Annotated in this window: 23 protein-coding genes, 1 tRNA gene and 2 riboswitches; of the genes, 16 read left to right on the plus strand and 8 right to left on the minus strand. The window is 47.5% G+C overall.

Going from position 1 to position 17,688, the window contains the following annotated elements; all coding sequences use genetic code 11:
* The first annotated feature begins 1 nt into the window (after nt 1).
* Nucleotides 2-322 (plus strand): MTH1187 family thiamine-binding protein, encoded by a 321-nt coding sequence (locus LCM00_RS06395; protein WP_148977208.1) that lies wholly within the window; start codon nt 2-4, stop codon nt 320-322.
* Nucleotides 323-402: 80 nt separating this feature from the next.
* Here the strand turns inward: LCM00_RS06395 and LCM00_RS06400 are convergent, their stop codons facing one another.
* Both LCM00_RS06400 and LCM00_RS06405 read right to left on the minus strand, forming a co-directional pair.
* Nucleotides 403-576, minus strand: coding sequence for a DUF2759 domain-containing protein (locus LCM00_RS06400; RefSeq protein ID WP_009794905.1), 174 nt, complete (start codon nt 574-576; stop codon nt 403-405).
* Between the two features lie 83 nt (nt 577-659).
* Nucleotides 660-1,148: a hypothetical protein gene (locus LCM00_RS06405; RefSeq protein WP_224899098.1), complete on the minus strand. Its 489-nt coding sequence runs from the start codon at nt 1,146-1,148 to the stop codon at nt 660-662.
* Nucleotides 1,149-1,255: 107 nt separating this feature from the next.
* Between LCM00_RS06405 and LCM00_RS06410 the strand changes: the two genes are divergently transcribed.
* A complete protein-coding gene (locus LCM00_RS06410) occupies nt 1,256-1,888 on the plus strand; it encodes an MBL fold metallo-hydrolase (protein ID WP_224899101.1) in 633 nt (210 codons plus the stop codon).
* A 27-nt stretch (nt 1,889-1,915) separates the two neighbouring features.
* Nucleotides 1,916-2,980, plus strand: a complete 1,065-nt coding sequence (locus LCM00_RS06415) for a class I SAM-dependent methyltransferase (protein ID WP_224899104.1) — start codon at nt 1,916-1,918, stop codon at nt 2,978-2,980.
* A 133-nt stretch (nt 2,981-3,113) separates the two neighbouring features.
* Here LCM00_RS06415 and LCM00_RS06420 read toward each other — a convergent pair whose 3' ends face one another.
* Together LCM00_RS06420 and LCM00_RS06425 are read right to left on the minus strand one after the other, a co-directional pair.
* Nucleotides 3,114-3,359, minus strand: a complete 246-nt coding sequence (locus tag LCM00_RS06420; protein WP_009794909.1) for a DUF2626 domain-containing protein — start codon at nt 3,357-3,359, stop codon at nt 3,114-3,116.
* Between the two features lie 84 nt (nt 3,360-3,443).
* Nucleotides 3,444-4,145: a helix-turn-helix transcriptional regulator gene (locus LCM00_RS06425; RefSeq protein WP_224899108.1), complete on the minus strand. Its 702-nt coding sequence runs from the start codon at nt 4,143-4,145 to the stop codon at nt 3,444-3,446.
* A 201-nt stretch (nt 4,146-4,346) separates the two neighbouring features.
* On the opposite strand from LCM00_RS06425, the gene LCM00_RS06430 reads away from it, so the two are divergent.
* Nucleotides 4,347-4,727, plus strand: a complete 381-nt coding sequence (locus LCM00_RS06430) for a Spx/MgsR family RNA polymerase-binding regulatory protein (protein ID WP_224899111.1) — start codon at nt 4,347-4,349, stop codon at nt 4,725-4,727.
* A gap of 52 nt (nt 4,728-4,779) precedes the next feature.
* Here LCM00_RS06430 and LCM00_RS06435 read toward each other — a convergent pair.
* Nucleotides 4,780-4,851 (minus strand) — tRNA-Gln (locus tag LCM00_RS06435).
* Between the two features lie 126 nt (nt 4,852-4,977).
* On the opposite strand from LCM00_RS06435, the gene comGA reads away from it, so the two are divergent.
* The 9 genes from comGA to LCM00_RS06480 are packed head-to-tail and all read left to right on the plus strand — an operon-like array spanning nt 4,978 to nt 9,677.
* A complete protein-coding gene (comGA, locus tag LCM00_RS06440; protein WP_224899114.1) occupies nt 4,978-6,045 on the plus strand; it encodes a competence type IV pilus ATPase ComGA in 1,068 nt (355 codons plus the stop codon).
* Nucleotides 6,032-7,063, plus strand: coding sequence for a competence type IV pilus assembly protein ComGB (gene comGB / locus LCM00_RS06445; RefSeq protein WP_224899117.1), 1,032 nt, complete (start codon nt 6,032-6,034; stop codon nt 7,061-7,063). The genes comGA and comGB overlap by 14 nt, the downstream gene beginning before the upstream one ends.
* 13 nt (nt 7,064-7,076) lie before the next feature.
* A complete protein-coding gene (gene comGC / locus LCM00_RS06450; protein ID WP_224899120.1) occupies nt 7,077-7,388 on the plus strand; it encodes a competence type IV pilus major pilin ComGC in 312 nt (103 codons plus the stop codon).
* The gene (comGD, locus tag LCM00_RS06455; protein ID WP_224899123.1) at nt 7,381-7,818 is read left to right on the plus strand and encodes a competence type IV pilus minor pilin ComGD; all 438 of its coding nucleotides are present in this window, start codon (nt 7,381-7,383) and stop codon (nt 7,816-7,818) included. The genes comGC and comGD overlap by 8 nt, the downstream gene beginning before the upstream one ends.
* A complete protein-coding gene (locus tag LCM00_RS06460) occupies nt 7,805-8,125 on the plus strand; it encodes a phosphatase (RefSeq protein WP_224899126.1) in 321 nt (106 codons plus the stop codon). Before comGD ends, LCM00_RS06460 begins: the two co-directional genes overlap by 14 nt.
* The gene (comGF, locus tag LCM00_RS06465; RefSeq protein WP_224899129.1) at nt 8,070-8,552 is read left to right on the plus strand and encodes a competence type IV pilus minor pilin ComGF; all 483 of its coding nucleotides are present in this window, start codon (nt 8,070-8,072) and stop codon (nt 8,550-8,552) included. Before LCM00_RS06460 ends, comGF begins: the two co-directional genes overlap by 56 nt.
* Before the next feature lie 19 nt (nt 8,553-8,571).
* Nucleotides 8,572-8,928 (plus strand): competence type IV pilus minor pilin ComGG, encoded by a 357-nt coding sequence (gene comGG, locus LCM00_RS06470; RefSeq protein WP_224899132.1) that lies wholly within the window; start codon nt 8,572-8,574, stop codon nt 8,926-8,928.
* Nucleotides 8,929-8,943: 15 nt separating this feature from the next.
* Nucleotides 8,944-9,444 (plus strand): shikimate kinase, encoded by a 501-nt coding sequence (locus LCM00_RS06475; protein ID WP_224899135.1) that lies wholly within the window; start codon nt 8,944-8,946, stop codon nt 9,442-9,444.
* Between the two features lie 38 nt (nt 9,445-9,482).
* Nucleotides 9,483-9,677 (plus strand): YqzE family protein, encoded by a 195-nt coding sequence (locus tag LCM00_RS06480; protein ID WP_224899138.1) that lies wholly within the window; start codon nt 9,483-9,485, stop codon nt 9,675-9,677.
* A 286-nt stretch (nt 9,678-9,963) separates the two neighbouring features.
* On the opposite strand, the gene LCM00_RS06485 is transcribed toward LCM00_RS06480, so the two are convergent.
* Nucleotides 9,964-10,758 carry a YqhG family protein gene (locus LCM00_RS06485; protein ID WP_224899141.1) on the minus strand — a complete coding sequence of 265 codons (795 nt, stop codon included), beginning with the start codon at nt 10,756-10,758 and terminating at the stop codon, nt 9,964-9,966.
* Nucleotides 10,736-12,424 (minus strand): DEAD/DEAH box helicase, encoded by a 1,689-nt coding sequence (locus tag LCM00_RS06490; protein WP_224899144.1) that lies wholly within the window; start codon nt 12,422-12,424, stop codon nt 10,736-10,738. Before LCM00_RS06490 ends, LCM00_RS06485 begins: the two co-directional genes overlap by 23 nt.
* 247 nt (nt 12,425-12,671) lie before the next feature.
* Nucleotides 12,672-12,759: riboswitch (glycine riboswitch) on the plus strand.
* A 3-nt stretch (nt 12,760-12,762) separates the two neighbouring features.
* Nucleotides 12,763-12,840: riboswitch (glycine riboswitch) on the plus strand.
* A gap of 117 nt (nt 12,841-12,957) precedes the next feature.
* On the opposite strand from LCM00_RS06490, the gene gcvT reads away from it, so the two are divergent.
* Genes gcvT through gcvPB form a run of 3 tightly spaced genes read left to right on the plus strand, consistent with a single transcriptional unit; the run spans nt 12,958 to nt 16,881 of the window.
* Entirely contained in the window at nt 12,958-14,064 is a 1,107-nt protein-coding gene (gcvT, locus tag LCM00_RS06495) for a glycine cleavage system aminomethyltransferase GcvT (protein WP_224899147.1), read from the plus strand.
* Between the two features lie 14 nt (nt 14,065-14,078).
* Entirely contained in the window at nt 14,079-15,425 is a 1,347-nt protein-coding gene (gene gcvPA, locus LCM00_RS06500) for an aminomethyl-transferring glycine dehydrogenase subunit GcvPA (RefSeq protein ID WP_224899149.1), read from the plus strand.
* Nucleotides 15,418-16,881 carry an aminomethyl-transferring glycine dehydrogenase subunit GcvPB gene (gene gcvPB, locus LCM00_RS06505; RefSeq protein WP_224899152.1) on the plus strand — a complete coding sequence of 488 codons (1,464 nt, stop codon included), beginning with the start codon at nt 15,418-15,420 and terminating at the stop codon, nt 16,879-16,881. Before gcvPA ends, gcvPB begins: the two co-directional genes overlap by 8 nt.
* A gap of 248 nt (nt 16,882-17,129) precedes the next feature.
* Here the strand turns inward: gcvPB and LCM00_RS06510 are convergent, their stop codons facing one another.
* Nucleotides 17,130-17,513 (minus strand): rhodanese-like domain-containing protein, encoded by a 384-nt coding sequence (locus LCM00_RS06510; protein WP_224899156.1) that lies wholly within the window; start codon nt 17,511-17,513, stop codon nt 17,130-17,132.
* Nucleotides 17,514-17,688: the final 175 nt, after the last annotated feature.

Below are 17,688 nucleotides of genomic sequence, written 5' to 3' on the forward strand. Positions count from 1 at the left end.
AGTGGCTATTGCAGATGTAACAATCATTCCGATCGGAACTGATTCGCCAAGTGTCAGTGCATATGTGGCAGATATTCAAAGAGTTCTGCAGAAGTTTGAAAGCGAAGGGCTGATCAGGTTTCAGCTGACCCCTATGAGCACGCTTATTGAAGGAGAGCTGCCGGATTTATTCAAGGTTATCGAAGCGATGCATGAAGTGCCATTCGAAAAAGGGCTTGCACGTGCTGCAACCAACATCCGGATAGATGACAGGCGCGATGTTGCAAGAAAGATGGAAGACAAGGTGGCAAGGGTGCAAAGCCGCCTGGAGGAATCGGAATAACAGGGCTGCTTCAAGCAGTCCTGTTTTTTTCTGTGAAAATAAAAAAAGCTTGCTGCAGGGCAGAAGCTTTTTTCAATGCATTAGTGTGCCGCCGGAAAACCGTGGTGAATAAGAGTCATAACTGCAAACCAGCCGAAAACGGCAAAAGAGCCTCCCCCAAACACAATTCCTAGGAGATTCTTATTTTTAAGCGCAGAGAAGGTGCCGTATGCTGCAAGCAATGAAACCAAAGCAAAGACAATGACCAAGCCCATGTTGAAAAGCCCCCTTTATCGTATGATCAGATTAGTAAAATCCGTATGTAAGTAATGGTTTACATTCGTTATTATTATATATTTTATATACCCGATTTGTCGAGGTCTAAAAATGACACTTCTATGTCGTATGCCCTTGCAATCCCTGAAGCCAGCTCCTTCAGATGTACCCCGATAAAATAAACGTGCCCGCATGCCGGGGAAGAGGATGCCGCCAGATGCTCTTCTAATTGCAGCAGGGCCATCTCCCGCTGGGTCGGATCCCCGTCTGTAATGGCAAATGGGAGAACAAGCTCCAGCCAAAGATAGTATCCCCCGTTTTCAGAAATGGTTCCGCAATCATCAAAATGTTCCCCTATAATGGCATCTTCCAGGCTTATGAGGAGGTGCTGGTCTTCGAGCAGATGCCCTTCTGTCAGCAAAGAGACCGCTGTCTCCCTATCCTGTGCAGAGTCGTACAAATATATGGTGCCTGCTTTATCCTTCAGGTTTGTTTCATTTCTGAGCAGCAAATCAAACTCCGGCAATTCCTCTATAAGGCTTGAAGCCTCTGCCGCATAAACAATCTTCAATTCAGCACCCCCCGGTTTATTTTTTCCGCCGTATGCAATCAGCTTTAGATGGTATTAGTAATAGTGTAAAATATACATAAATAAATGTTCAACTGGAGGCTTTTTAAATGGAGTGGAAACAGATACCTTTAGGTCCGATTCAGACAAACAGCTATGTTCTTTCAAGAGAGGATGGAACCTGCCTGGTCATAGATCCGGGTGGAGAGGCGGCAAAGCTGGCGGGATATATTAAAGGCAATAAGCTGAAGCCGCTTGCTGTTCTGCTGACGCATGCCCATTTTGACCATATTGGAGCATTGGATGAAATCAGGGAAGAATTCGGCTGTCCTGCTTATCTTCATAAAAAGGAAGCTTCATGGCTGCGTGACCCTTCCCTGAACGGCTCACAGTTTTTCAGGATGGGCAAGGTCACTGCCAAGCCTGCGGAGAATCTTCTTTCAGGAGATCAGGAAATGAAAATCGGCGCATTTTCATTCAAAATTCTTGAGACGCCCGGCCATTCGCCTGGAAGTGTTTCATTCTACTTCCCCGAGTCCGGCCTGGTAGCTTCAGGGGATGCATTGTTCAGCGGAAGCATAGGAAGGACAGACCTTCCCGGCGGAAACCATGAAAAGCTGCTGAAGAGCATCCACGACAAGCTACTGGTGCTGCCGGAGGATACCCTGGTCCTGTCAGGGCACGGGCCTGCTACTTATATCGGGCAGGAAATGGACTCCAATCCATTCCTTAATGGATTCTGAGCTATTACATAAAGGCGGGGATGAAGGGTGCTGGAACTTTTGACTGAAATCATCAGCCGCAGCCCATCGGGAAGGATAACGGCTGAGCAGTATATGGATATCGCACTATATGACGAAAATAAAGGCTATTATATGGTTCCCGGGCCGAAAGTCGGCCGCAATGGGGATTTCATCACTACAGCAAATATTTCTGATATCTATGGAAGGGCTGTTGCCATGTGGTATTATCGCCAGACAAAGGAGCGGGGGCTCCCTTCCTGTGTCTGTGAAATCGGGGCAGGTGACGGCCGTTTTGCTTCAGCATTCATTGACGAGTGGAATAAACTGTCAGTGGAGCCTGTCACATATTTTATTAAAGAAGAAAGCCCATATCATAAAAGCCTGCAGTCTTCTCTTTTAGGAGCCAGTGTTCAGCAAATCGATTCGCTCGGGGAACTTATGCCTTTTTGCGGTTTGATTTTTTCTAATGAATTATTCGATGCCCTGCCGGTCAGACTGGTTGAAAAACAGCAGGGTAACATGATGGAAATTATGGTTGCAATGGAAAACGGGAAGCTTAAGGAAGAAGCTGTTACCCTTGAAGACTCTGCTGTCCTTGCCTACATTAGGGATAACGGTCTTAAGCTAAAAGAAAATCAGCGCCTGGAAATCCCTCTAAGGATGATTGATTTGATTTCCTCCATTTCTGCAGTGCTTCAGAAGGGGATTGTCCTGACGGTGGATTATGGATATACAGATGAAGAATTGATGGAGCCTGCCAGGAAAAGAGGAAGCTTGAGGGGCTATTCAAATCATAAGCTGATCGAGGATTTCTTAAGCAGTCCCGGCAAAATGGACATAACCAGCCATGTCCATTTCGATTCTTTTATCCGTGAAGGAGAGAAGCGGGACTTGAAATTTGAAGAAAAGTACAGGCAGGATGGATTCCTCCTTTCCTGCGGCATCCTGAAGGCTCTGCAAAATCATAATGATCCTGATCCCTTTTCTGCGGCCAGCAGGCGGAACCGGGCGATCAGGCAGCTGATCATGCCTTCCGGGATGAGTGCTGCCTTTCATAGCATCGTGCAGACGAAGGGGCTGGGTGCAGGATAAGAAAAGCAAAAGGGCACTGCTCCCTTAAGGAATGCAGACTCTGCTGCACAGTAAATCAAGTTTTAAAAATATACTTTCTTATCTTGAAATAGAAAAAAGCGATGGGTATCCATCGCTTTTTCTTTTGCGCAAATTAGTGCCCTCCGGCTCCTGGGGTCATCATAAAAGTTGACCAGTAGGTGAAGCCAACAAAGAAAACGGTTAAATAAGCGCCAAAAATATAAATATACATACGTTCGGAAAGCTTTAAATAGCTTAGAAGCAGGAAAAATCCTGTTTGGCCGAAGAAGATTAGAGACGTTGTATACATGTCCCCCAAGAAGAACATGACAGCAAAAATGCCCGTCCAGAATCCCAATACTCTGTACATGCGATCCATATGTATCCCTCCTTTAAAGCAAGCAGTTCAATCACTACCATATTATAAAGTAATTCTTATTAAAAAGTAAACAACTCTTTGCTGTTACTTTGTAACCGCTGCATAGTATGAGCATGATTTGCAGTTATTCATCATGTTCTCCGTTTCAGCAAGTTCGGCCGAAGGGAAGAGTGCACCGAGCATTCCTTCCAGGTATTCGAAGTGCATTTCGCACACAGCGGCCGGATGCTTGGCTGCCACCTCTTTAAAAGGGCAGTTGTAAATTTGGAAGTATATTTTGTTTTTTTCGGCATTCATGCTGAACTCAGGGAAAAATCCAGCCGCCATGGCTGCACCCTTTAGCATGAAGAATCTTTCATCAAAAGAAAGGTCTTCCTCTTTTTTTCCCTGCCTGTTCAATTCTTGTATAAGAAGCTCCCTGCCAAATTTCCTTCCGGTCTCTTTCAGGGCTTTTTTGCCGGCATCACCAAGATCCACCATTGATTCAATGCTGATTCTTGCAAGCAGCTGGAAATCCCGGAATGGGAAATTCATCTGGATCAATTCATCAGAGAGCTTATAGTGCCTGCTTGGCCTTCCCCCTTTTCCCGTCTTGCCGGATTCGGAAACCAATAAACCGGCATCTTCCAATTTTGACAGATGCAGGCGGGCAACATTTGCATGAATGCTGAAGTTTTCAGCCATCTCCTGGACAGTGACATCCTTGTGCTTCTTTGTTATGAACTGATAAATATGATAGCGGGTTGGATCAGCCAGCACATTAGTCACCTTTAGTATTTGATCCATTCCATCACCTCCACCCAACCACTTCCATTATAATACAGCGGCAGCAGAAACAGGGAAGGGAAAAAGAATGTTAGAAAAAAGTTCACAAAAAAGTATAGAATAACAGGTGTAATTTACTGTACAAAGGTTATACAAATGGTGTACAATTCATTTAACAACAAACTATCTAACTACTAAAAACCAGAAAAGTGAGGGATATAAATGAATGAACTGACTTTTTTCACCTACCCGAGCTGTACATCATGCCGAAAGACCAAAAGCTGGCTCAAGGCAAACTCAATTGACTTTTCAGAAAGGCATCTGTTCCGTGAAACACCATCCAGCAAAGAGCTGCTTGAAATCCTGTCTTTGACCACAGAAGGCCTTGATGAGGTTCTGGCCACCCGCAGCAGCACCTTCAAAAATTTAAACATCGATGTTAATGAACTCTCCCTGTCAGAGGTTGTAAAAATGATCGTGGAAGAGCCGAAGCTGCTGAGAAGGCCCATTCTGACTGACGGGAAGAAGCTGGTCGTCGGCTATAATCCCGATGCATTAAAGGGGATTGCCAGCAGGAAAGAAACGCTGAAGCTGAGCAGCTGAACAGAAAAAGGGGAATCAGCCGTGCTGATTCCCCTTTTTCTGCCGCTTGAAACTGGGCTAGCTGGATTCGAACCAACGCATGACGGAGTCAAAGTCCGTTGCCTTACCGCTTGGCTATAGCCCACTGCTGCTGTGTAATCATAGTATATGGAAAAGCGGAAATCCTATGCAAAAAAATAAAAATATCGGGAGGACATTTGCAGGATCTGTCGAAATAAGTATTATCCCAAAGAAAGGCGGTGTTATATGGTTGAGTAAAATTGAACGATTGGCCGACAGCATTGTATGTGATGCGGTCAGGAGAAATGCCTCGGATATCCACATCCTCCCGCGCAGGCATGACACTCTGGTCCAGCTCAGGATCGCTGACAGGCTCATATCGCGGCAGGTGCTGCCGACCGATGAATGTGAGAGGCTTATTTCCCATTTCAAGTTCTCTGCTTCGATGGATATCGGCGACCGCAGAAGGCCGCAAAGCGGCGCGTATTCACTGGAGATTGATCAGAAGCTGATCGGCCTCCGATTGTCCACCCTTCCTTCTTCCCACCACGAAAGCCTGGTCATCCGCATCCTTCCCCAGGAAGACAATATCCACATCTCAAAGATCTCCCTGTTCCCGGCTATGTCGAATAAGCTCCTGGCACTGCTGAAGCATGCCCATGGACTGGTTCTCTTTACCGGTCCGACCGGCAGCGGAAAAACGACCACCCTTTATTCCCTCCTTCATGAAACTTCATCCTTATTCAAAAGAAATGTCATCACGCTTGAGGACCCGATTGAGAAGGACAGCGACCTTGTGCTTCAGGTGCAGGTAAATGAAAAAGCGGGAGTGTCATATGCATCAGGGCTGAAGGCCATCCTGAGGCATGATCCGGACATCATTATGGTCGGTGAGATTCGCGATGCAGAGACGGCGGAAATTGCCGTACGGGCTGCGCTGACAGGCCATCTGGTGCTGAGTACAATGCACACCCGGGATGCCAGGGGTGCCATATACCGGCTGAGTGAGTTCGGGATTGGATGGCAGGAGATTGAGCAGACCCTGATAGCAGTAACAGCTCAGCGGCTCGTGGAACTGTCATGCCCATACTGCAGCGGTACCTGCCCGCCGCACTGCCGGGGTGCCGCAGCGGGAAAAAGGGCGAGTGTGTTTGAGCTATTAACAGGCAAAGCCCTTTCTGCGGTCATGAAGGAGGCCAGGGGGGAAGGGAGCCCTTATCAGTATCCTACTCTGAGGAATGCCATCCTCAAAGGGATTGCGCTTGGTTATATCAAGGAGGCAGAAATGGATCGGTGGGTGTATAATGAGGACTCGTAAATGGACGCTGGATGAACAGGCGGGGTTCCTGAAACGGACAGGCGAACTGCTGCAGAGGGGCTACCCCCTCAGCGAAGCAATCGAATCCCTTGCCTATCATCTGCCTGATTACAGAAAAACTGCAATTTCAGATAGTCTAAATGATTTGAAAGAGGGGCATCCTTTTTTCCGGATCCTCACAAACCTCAAGTTCAACCCCACTCTAATCGGCTATGTCTATTTTGCCGAGCAGCATGGCGGTCTTGCAGAAGCCTTTATAGACGGCAGCGCTATTATGGAAAGAAGAAGCAAGGATATCAGCAGCCTCAGAAAAATCCTCTATTATCCGCTTTTCCTGATGTCAGCCACATCTATTCTTTTTTTCTTTGTGCAGCAGACTCTCCTCCCCAGATTTACTTCTCTGTTTTCTTCCATGGATTTAGAAACAAATTTCTTTACTGAAGCGGTAATGCTTGCAGGTGCCGCATTCCCTATTTTTGCTGTCCTCTTCCTTGCCATCGCAGCAGCTTCATTATTGTATTATTGCTTTAAGTTCAGGCATCTCCCCCAGATTGACCAGAAACGGCGCCTGGCCATGCTCCCTGCAGCCGGCCCTCTGCTCCGGCTGTTTTACACCCAGTATTTCACGGCCCAGCTGGGCTATCTATTGGGAGGGGGGCTCTCAGTCTCTGAGGCTCTCCTCTTATTCCAGCGAAATCCCCAGCAGCCTTTTTACAGTGAACTGGGAGAATCCATAAAAACCAGGCTCAGAACAGGGGAGAAACTGGATGATATTTTGTCCGGCTTTGCTTTTTTTCAGGAAGATCTTTGCCAGATCATCCGCCATGGCGAGAGAAACGGAAAACTTGGACAGGAGCTGAGGTTCTACAGTATCCACTGCATGGAAGCATTCGAGCAGAAGATCACTGCAGGCCTCAAAATCGTCCAGCCAGTATTATTTTCCCTCATCGGCGGGCTCGTGGTATCCATGTATCTGGCCGTGATGCTCCCCATGTTTCATTTACTAAATGGATTATAAAGGAGAGGAACAAATGAAAAACGAAAAAGGTTTTACCCTTATAGAAATGATGATCGTCCTGCTTGTTATTTCTGTACTGCTCATCATAACCGTGCCGAATATCACCAAGCATAATTCCAAGATCAACAGCAAAGGCTGCGAGGCATTCATCAAGATGGTCCAGGCCCAGGTCCAGTCATATGAGATTGAGCATAAAAAGTATCCTTCAGGAATGGAGGAGCTTGTCAGCGAGGGATATTTAAAAGAAGGTGAAACTTCCTGTCCGAACGGCAGCAGCATCTCTATCAGTGAGGATGGGGAGGTCACGCAGCTGAATAATGGCTAAAGGGGAAAGGGGCTTCACACTCGTTGAAACACTGCTTGTCTTCTCAATATTCCTTCTGATTTCTTCTTTGGCAGCTGTATATATCGGCCCTCAGGCAAGCCGGCTTGAAAGCAGGCTGTTCTTGTCTCAGCTTCAATCAGACCTCTTTTTCGCACAGCAATATGCGATTTCCCGCCAGCAGACCATTTCCTTTTATGTTTTTCCGGACGAAAACCGTTATATTGCCGTCCCCCCCGATTCTGCTTCTATTATCGACAGAAGCTATGAGGAGGATATCACCATATACGAAGATACAATGAAATTATCCTTCCGTTTTCTCCCAAGCGGAAATTTAAGCAGTTTCGGTTCAATGTATGCCGAAGCCGGCGGGGACACATACAGGATTACATTTTTAATAGGGAAAGGAAGGTTTTATATTGTTAAAGAATGAAGGCTTCTTTCTTGCGGAGCTTATCCTCAGCCTGTCTGCCTGGCTTGTTTCAGCCTGTGTGCTGTTTCCGCTGTTCCTGCATGCGTCAGATCAGGCGGAGGAACACAGAAAAAGCTCTGAAGCGGTTCAGGTCTTATATGAATATCTTCAGATGAAAGCTGCGGGATCTGCCCCTTCTATGCTTGACCATGAAGCCTATCCCATAAAGGAGCTGGAATTGGATGCTCTGGCAGTGGAGGTTTGTGTTCAATATGAGAAAAAGAACAGGCAAAAAGAAAGAATTTGTGACATTTATTTTAAAGAGTAACGGCTTTACACTGGCTGAGATGCTCTTCAGCTTCAGCATCTTCATCATTATAGCTTCACTGCTCCCCCTTTCGCTCAGATTTCTGGCAGATGGGGAAGCTTCAGAAAAGAGGCTGCGAAGAATGGAATGGGAAATCTTTTCTGCACAGCTGAAAAAAGAGGTTCATATGAGCGGAAATATTGCAGTAGATGAAGGGCGGCTGACGCTTGCGGATAGCGGCGAGTCTGTCAGCTTTGAAAAATACGGAAGCAATCTCAGAAGGAGGGTTAACGGGAAAGGGCATGAAGTGGTTTTGCAGAATATCCAGGCAGCCTCTTTTTCCTTTCAGGGCAATAGCCTGCTCGTAGAAGCCCAAAGCCTGAGCGGGGAGAATTTTTACACAGTGATTGTGCCATTTATCGAGGTGAACCAGATTGCTCCGGAATGAAAAAGGGTTTGCTTTTCCTTTGTCTCTGAGCATTCTTCTGGCTTCATGCTTATTTCTTCTTATCCTGCTGGGACAGAATGTGTCAGAAGCAAAGTTACTGAACGAAAAAGAACAAATCCTCAAACAGGATTATTATTTGCTCAGCTCTGTCAAAAGGCTTGAGAGGCACCTGGCGGATATGGGGGAGGAAGAAACCCTCCAGCCTGGCAGTTTTACCTTTAAAGAAGGGACTGTGACATATACAATGACAGAACTGGCTGGCTCACTCTTTGAAATCTCCTTTACCTTGGCTATAGGATCTCAGAAACCGATCGTTTCGTATGCTTTTTATGACAGAGACCGCGGAAAAATGATAAAATGGACAGAAAAAAAGTGAACGGAGATCCGCCTGATGAACACAATCTACTTAATCGGCTTTATGGGAGCGGGGAAGACAACTGTCGGCAAAGAGCTTTCCTCGGCCCTTGGAAAGCCCGTCTTTGACATGGATGAGGAAATAGAAAAGGAAGCAGGTATTAGCATTAAGGAGATGTTTGCCCGGAGTGGCGAGGATTATTTCCGGAAGCTGGAGACGCAAATGCTCAAGCGTTTGTCGGCAAGGGATATTATCGTCACTACAGGGGGCGGTGTCGTCTTAAGGGAGGAAAACCGCGAGCTTCTAAAAAACACCGGAACTGTCCTGTTCCTGCATGCCTCGCCTGAGGAAACGATTAAAAGGCTTGCTGCTGATACGGCACGTCCGCTGCTCGAAGGCGGGCTTGAACAGAAAGTCAAAGTTCTCTATCAATCGAGGCTTTCATTGTATAAGGATGCCGCCGACCATATCATTGAGACTGATGGGAGGACAATCGGTTCCATCGCTGCAGAAGCGGAGCTGTGTTTGAAATGCTGACGGCCGGGACATACTTTGACTAAAGAGAGGTGTGTCCGATGAAGACCAATGATTATGTGAAATATGTCACCCAGACTTTCGTGAAGTATATGGACCAGCCGAAGGATGAGCGGAAAAAACAGAAGGAAAGCCGCAAGGATGAAAAAGAGCCGTTCCTGTTTAAATGGTTCGGAATCATACCATATGCACTGCTGGCTGGTCTGAAAAAAGCAAAAGCGGCAAAACGGCCATAGAAAAGGAGGTATGAGCAGGCTTGCCTGAGAAATTAGGAAGCATGCCAGCCTGATAGAGGGCAATGAAAGTGCCGGAAATAAAAAAGGGAAGTGCGGGCCTGGCCTGCACTTCTCTTTTTTTCGGGAGATGAAGAGATATTTACTGGAAACTATCAAGGGGTGGTGATAAGGAAGTACAGCCTTAGGATACTCCCTTATCTTGTACCAGCTTATGCTGCAGCAGGAGAAGGGGAGCGGCGAATACCGGACAAGCATTGAAAATGTGTAAAAGCCATGCAGTTTCAGCCTAAACGGCCGCATCTGTCAGATAGAAAAGTCCGCCATTCACAATGCTGACATTAACTTTTGGCTCATACTGCTCCTGCAGGGCAGCTTTTTCATTTTCATATGTCTCGTTCGGCTCTTCCATATCTTCATAAAAATGTTCAAGCAGCTCAAGATCCTTTTTCCACCGTTCCCTTGCTTCGTCAGCCCAGCCGTGCTCCTCTGAATCAATCTGCGACTTCAGGAACCCTTCAATCCTGCTGATGCCGCTCTTTGGCATGATCAGAGGCGACAATGTAAACGAATAGTCCGGGATCTTCGGTGTAAGCTGCAGCTGCAGCAGGCGGTCATGGAAGTCTTCCACCATTTGGCCATTGAGGAGCTGCAGTCCGATCGATTTGAATACATCTCTTTTCCTGTCGCATTGATAAGAAATCTTTACATTCATACAAAGCCATGGCCTTAAAGGCGTCTGCCTGCCCGGCGGGGAAGTATGCTGTTCGTACAGGCGGATGTAGCCTGCAAGGCTCCGTGCTGATTGAAATATCTGATGCAGGCGCGGAGAACCGAAATGAATTGTTTCCCCCTTTAAATCAGGAGGCGCAAGCTGCCGGTTAGTAATGAACGTCAGCTTCATCGGGTTCGGGATGCCGCCGGTTTTCTCGAGATAATGCCAGTAGAAAGGACGGTTCATCAGCTCTTTATCAAGCTCAATGGTCAGCTGGACCGTCATATAGCCTGGCCCCTCCTCAGTGATATCACAGCCGTTTGCGGTAAAATAGCGTGCCAGGAATTTACGTATTTCCTGCTGCTGCATGTGCGCCATCCTCCTTCATTTCTTCAGCAAGCTGAATCATGCTATTCAAGTTCTCCATTTTGATTCTCATCTCTCCCTCTGAAGCCGATCTTCCGAAAATATCTGTCAGATGGTCCTCAATGCTTCCGAAGTCAAGCTTGGCGAGGATATCATCAAGCTCCCCGATGACTTTTTCAAACAGATGAATCTTCTCATACAACAATTTGAGGATATGTTCTTCAACAGTATCTTTAACTGCGAAGTTATAAATCATCACATCTTTTTCCTGGCCCAAACGGTGGATCCTTCCGATCCTCTGTTCAAGGCGCATCGGGTTCCATGGCAGGTCATAATTGATAATATGGTTGCAGAATTGGAGGTTGATCCCTTCACCCCCGGCCTCTGTGGCAATCAGGACCTGGACATTGTTCTTGAACAGCTCTCTCATCCAGTCCTTCTTTCCCCTCTTGAAGCCGCCCCTGAAGGGGACTGAACTGATGCCGTGCTGCTTTAGAAACCATTGAAGGTAAAGCTGGGTCGCCCTGTATTCAGTGAAAATGATGACCTTGTCATCGATGCCTTTGATGAGCTCGAGTGCTTTTTCTGCTTTGGAATTTCTCTGCACCTTCTCCACTTTGCTGACCAGGAACTGAATCTGCTCCTGAAACATATCAGAAGGTGCTTCCTGGCGGGCGACCATATTGCGGAGAGTATAAAAGACTGCCTCCCGGCTGCTGCAGGCCTCGCGCTGCAGGGTCATGACGGAGAACTGGCTTGAATTGACCCAATCTCCTTCCCCTCTCAATGCTGTGACAGACTCGTACAGTTCCCTTTCTTCTGCGGAGAATTCAATCGGAATGGTCTCTACATGGCGTTTTGTCCATTCAATCCCGGTATCTGCCCGCCTGTTCCGGATCATCACTTTATTGACCAGCTCTTTCAGATGGGCATTGTCATCGAGCGAGCGTGAATCCTTTTTATATTTTTCGTAAAAAGCTGTTTCATTTCCCAAATGGCCCGGCTTCAATAGCGAAACGAGGTTGAAAATCTCGCTTATCCTGTTCTGAATTGGTGTAGCAGTTAGGAGCAGGCAGAATTTCTTTTTGAGGCTTTGGACAAATTCATAGTTTTTCGTTTTGCTGTTTTTCAGCTTATGTGCTTCATCGATGATGATTAAATCATAATCAAGGGAGAAAATGATATCGCGATGCGGATTCCTTTTGGCTGTATCAATGGAAGAGACCACCACGTCGCACTGCTCCCACACATAAGCCTTGCGCTGGGCAACTGCTGGTATGTAGAATTTTGTGTTCAGCTCGATTTCCCACTGGGTGACAAGAGAGGCTGGAACCAGGATAAGGACTTTTTTCACGAGACCCCTGATCATATATTCTTTTAAAATGAGCCCTGCTTCAATCGTTTTTCCGAGCCCGACTTCATCAGCCAGTATCGCTTTTCCGTTCATATTTTCAACTACCTGCCTGGCAACTTCCAGCTGGTGGGGGAGCGGCGTCAGGTCAGGCAAGTGCCCCGGAGCCTGGAGGCCATGGAATTCGGGGATAATGGTATGCTGCTCGACCTCTGCTGCAAGTCTGTAAAGCTCCCAATTCCCCCAGGGTCCGTCATTGGATATTCTTGATAGAAACTCGGTTTGCCATGTAGAATCAAAATCGATCTGGACTGGCATGAAAAACAGCTCCTTCGCTTGTAGTTAAGCCCCACTGGGCAATGCCCTCCGGGGAGTCTTGCAGGTAAAAAGAAGCGTCTCAAATTATATATTGCCCAATCTGAAATAGGATGGTAGGATGATAATAGCTTTGAATGTTTCGAAATTTGTCATTAAACAAATTTTGGCTCCGAACGGCCATCTGCAGCGTGAAGCTGCTGATTCTTCTTTAATAGTATGGCCATATTGGAAAAAATTATAAATGCGGATGAGAATAAGGGGAGAGACTGTGTATACAGCGCCGAAGGAGCAAGCATTCATGTGAATCTCTCAGGCAAAAGAACCCTTGTTGGACGCGGCTCTGGAGAGTGCTTCATTTAGGAAGCCACCAAAGGGGAAAACCGGTAAAAGGTAAACTTTCAGGTGCCAGGACAGAGACCCTCGTTAGGAACGGGGGATTGCTCTGTCCTTTTTTCGTGCCCAAAACCTTCAGGCGCTAGAGCCTCATGGTTAGCAATCTTGTATTTATTATTTGGATCAAGGGGGACAAGTGAATGTCGCAGCTAAAACGAACACCATTATATGAGGAATACCGGAAGCTTGGAGCAAAAACCATCGATTTTGGCGGCTGGGACCTGCCAGTGCAGTTCACAGGCATCAAAGATGAGCACGAAGCGGTCAGAACAAAAGCAGGTCTGTTCGATGTTTCCCATATGGGCGAGATAGAAGTGAAGGGGCAGGCCAGCCTGGATTTCCTGCAAAAAATGATGACCAATGATATCTCCAAGCTGAAAAGCGGCGGTGCACAGTATACCGCGATGTGCTATGAAAGCGGCGGCACTGTGGATGATTTGCTTGTGTATAAATTCGAGGACGATCATTATCTGCTGGTTGTCAATGCGGCAAATATAGAAAAGGATTATCAGTGGCTTGAAGAGCATCTGATTGAGGGCGCTGATATCAAAAATATTTCCGATCAGACTGCCCAGCTTGCCTTGCAGGGTCCTGCAGCTGAAGTGATCCTCCAGAAGCTGGCAGGCGAAAACGATTTAAGCGAAATAGGCTTTTTTAAATTCACCAATGATGTGGATCTGAATGGCAAAAAAGCGCTGGTTTCCCGCACCGGCTATACGGGTGAGGATGGATTCGAAATTTACTGCAATTCGGGTGATGCCGCAAGCCTCTGGAATGATATCCTTGAAGCCGGAAAAGAAGAAGGTGTGCTGCCTTGCGGGCTTGGCTGCCGCGACACTCTAAGGTTTGAAGCAAACCTTGCGCTGTACGGGCAGGAGCTGTCGCCTGACATTACCCCCCTTGAAGCCGGAATCGGTTTTGCTGTAAAGATTAATAAAGAAGCAGATTTCATCGGCAAGCCCGTCCTTAAGCAGCAAAAAGAAAACGGTGTGCCGAGAAAGCTGGTCGGAATTGAAATGATTGACAGGGGAATCCCGCGCCACGGCTATCCGGTGCTGGCGAATGGTGAGCAGATCGGCGAAGTGACGACAGGTACACAATCACCGACCCTGAAGAAGAACATCGGCCTTGCCCTGATCAAGACCCAATATGCAGAGCTGGGCAATGAGGTTGAAGTTGAAATCCGCGGCAAACGGCTGAAAGCAGCTGTAGCTGCCACACCTTTTTATAAAAGAGATAAGAAGTGACGGAGGGGAAAAACATGACGCATCGCTATCTGCCTATGACGGAAACAGACAAAAAGGAAATGCTTGAGAAGATCGGGGCAAGTTCGATTGACGAACTGTTCAGTGATATACCTGAAGCTGTCAGGTTTAAGGGAGAGTACAATATTAAACCGGCAAAGCCGGAAACGGCATTATTGAAGGAGCTTACCAGGCTGGCAGGAAAGAATGCCGACCTCAGGTCCAACTCTTCCTTCCTTGGAGCCGGTGTCTATGATCATTATATGCCAGTGATTGTGGACCACGTTATTTCCCGCTCAGAATTTTATACAGCTTATACGCCGTATCAGCCGGAGATTTCCCAGGGGGAGCTGCAGGCCATCTTTGAATTCCAGACGATGATCTGCGAGCTGACAGGCATGGATGTAGCCAACTCTTCCATGTATGACGGAGGGACTGCCCTCGCTGAGGCAGCCATGCTGTCAGCCGGCCAGACGCGCCGCAAGAAAATCCTGATCTCCGAGGCTGTACATCCTGAATCGAAGGATGTTGTCAGGAGCTATGCCAAGGGGCAATATATTGAAGTTGTGGAAATCCCGCATAGTGACGGAATTACAGATATGGATGCACTGAAAGAACAAATGGACAGCGACACAGCTGCAGTCATTGTCCAATACCCTAACTTCTTCGGCCGCATAGAGCCTCTTAAAGAGCTGGAGGAAGTCATCCACGCTCATAAATCCATGTTCGTTGTATCAAGCAATCCGCTTTCCCTTGGTGCATTGACGCCTCCAGGAAAGTTCGGCGCTGATATTGTGGCAGGCGATGCGCAGCCATTCGGGATCCCGACGGCATTCGGGGGACCTCATTGCGGTTATTTTGCGGTCACCTCCAAACTGATGAGGAAGGTGCCGGGCCGCCTTGTCGGGCAGACGGTCGATGAAGAAGGCCGCCGCGGTTTCGTACTTACCCTTCAGGCAAGGGAACAGCATATCCGCCGTGATAAAGCGACTTCCAATATCTGCTCCAACCAGGCTTTGAATGCTCTTGCTGCGTCTGTCGCCATGACAGCCCTCGGCAAAAAGGGCGTCAGGGATATTGCAGTCCAGAATATGCAGAAAGCCCGCTATGCCAGGGATCAGTTCAAGAAGGCCGGCTTCGAGCTTGCCTTTGAAGGCCCGATCTTTAATGAATTTGTCGTAAAGCTGAATGCACCAGTCAGGGAGATCAATAAGAGCCTGCTCGATAAAGAAATCATTGGCGGCTATGATCTCGGCAGAAGCTATCCTACACTGGAAAACCATATGCTGGTTGCCGTGACAGAGCTTCGCACGAAAGAAGAAATCGATACTTTTGTTAAAGAATTGGGGGATTACCATGCATAATCAAGACCAGCCGCTGATTTTTGAAATAAGCAAGCCGGGCCGAACAGGCTACAGCCTTCCGGAACTGGATGTACCTGAAGTGGATTTGGCTGAATTGCTGCCTGAAGGATATCTGCGTGAAGAAGAGCCTGAGCTTCCAGAAGTATCAGAACTGGATATCATGAGGCATTATACCGCTTTATCCAAAAGAAACCATGGTGTGGATTCTGGCTTTTATCCGCTTGGGTCGTGCACGATGAAATACAATCCCAAAATCAATGAAAATGTGGCACGCTTCAACGGATTTGCCCATATCCATCCTCTTCAGGAGGAAAGCTCAGTGCAGGGGGCATTGGAGCTTATGTATGACCTGCAGGAGCATCTGATTGAAATTACCGGAATGGACGAAGTGACACTTCAGCCTGCTGCGGGTGCACATGGAGAATGGACAGGATTGATGATGATCAGGGCCTTCCATGAAGCGAACGGGGATACAGAGAGGACAAAGGTCATCGTCCCTGACTCAGCGCATGGGACCAATCCCGCATCAGCAACGGTCGCCGGCTTTGAAACCGTCACCGTTAAATCGAATGAAAACGGCCTTGTGGACCTTGAGGATCTTCGCCGTGTAGTCGGATCCGATACAGCTGCCCTGATGCTGACGAACCCGAACACTCTTGGGCTGTTTGAAGAAAACATCCTTGAAATGGCAGAGATTGTCCATGGTGCCGGCGGCAAGCTTTATTATGACGGTGCGAACCTGAATGCGGTCCTTTCCAAAGCGCGGCCTGGAGATATGGGATTCGATGTTGTCCATCTGAATCTCCATAAAACATTCACAGGTCCTCACGGAGGGGGAGGGCCAGGGTCAGGTCCGGTCGGAGTCAAGAAAGACCTGATACCATATCTTCCTAAACCAATCGTTGCTAAGCGCGGTGAGGAATTTGTCCTTGATTATGACCGCCCGCAATCAATTGGAAGGGTCAAACCGTATTATGGAAACTTCGGCATCAATGTGCGCGCTTATACTTATATTCGCACAATGGGGCCGGACGGCTTGAAAAATGTTACAGAATTCGCCGTCCTGAATGCCAATTATATGATGAGGCGCCTGGCGGAATACTATGATCTTCCATTTGACAGGCATTGCAAGCATGAGTTTGTACTCAGCGGAAAGCGCCAGAAAAAGCTTGGCGTCAGAACGCTTGACATTGCGAAGCGCCTGCTCGACTTCGGTTATCATCCGCCTACCATCTACTTCCCGCTGAATGTAGAGGAATGCATCATGATCGAGCCGACTGAAACAGAATCAAAGGAAACATTGGACAGCTTCATTGAAGCAATGATCCAGATTGCCAAGGAAGCGGAGGAAAATCCTGAAATCGTGCAGGAAGCGCCGCATACAACGGTAATCGGCCGACTGGATGAGACCCTGGCTGCAAGAAAACCGGTCCTCCGGTATAAGAAAGAAGCTTAGTTCTGATTGGCATTAGAGGCATTAGAGGGCGAAACACGGCATTGGCGCTGTGCTTCGCCCTTTATTATGGCTTAGTATGTTCCCAGCTGATTTTAGGCATATATATTCGTGTGAAACTTTGTTTCAGACACCTTTCTATTCAGGATTGGAGTGCACCGTTTTGAAATGCTTAATATGACCATATGAAAAAAAGGTCCAGCCTTAAGGCTGGACCCTTTTTTGCTCATGTATAGAAGGGAGTGCTTCCCTTATTTCTTCGCTTTGATTTTGCCTGACCATTTTTTGAAGCCGCCCTGCAGCTGGTGGAGGTCTTTATAGCCTCTGCGGTATAAGAACTGGGCTGCACGTCCGCTGCGCATTCCGCTTTGGCAGTACAGGTATACAGGCTTGTCCGGGCGGATTTCCTTCATGCGCATTTTCATCTGTGATAACGGGATATTCCTGGACCCCAGAATGTGGCCGGCATCAAATTCATTCGGCTCCCGGACATCAATCAGCTGAGCCTTCCGGTATCCTGCGCGGAATTCATCCTCTGTCAAGGTCTTGACGACTTTGCGCTGATAGAGCCATGATACGACAGAGTAGGTAACAAAGCCCCCGATAATGATTAAAAGAATATAAAGTGTATCCAATGTGACTTCTCCTTTCACGTATAGCTACGCCAGCTTTTATTATATAAGCCGGCAGCTATGCGAGTAAAGGAATTCCTGCAAAATTCACGTATTTCTCATGTTTTCGGATTTGCTGCAGACAAAGCGGGCAAGACGGGATTTTGAAATATTAGGCAAGGGCTGTTTGCTTTGTTTT

Origin of the sequence: Bacillus infantis (assembly GCF_020171945.1) — a bacterium.
In the GTDB taxonomy this organism is placed as follows: Bacteria; Bacillota; Bacilli; order Bacillales; family Cytobacillaceae; genus Bacillus_AB; species Bacillus_AB infantis_A.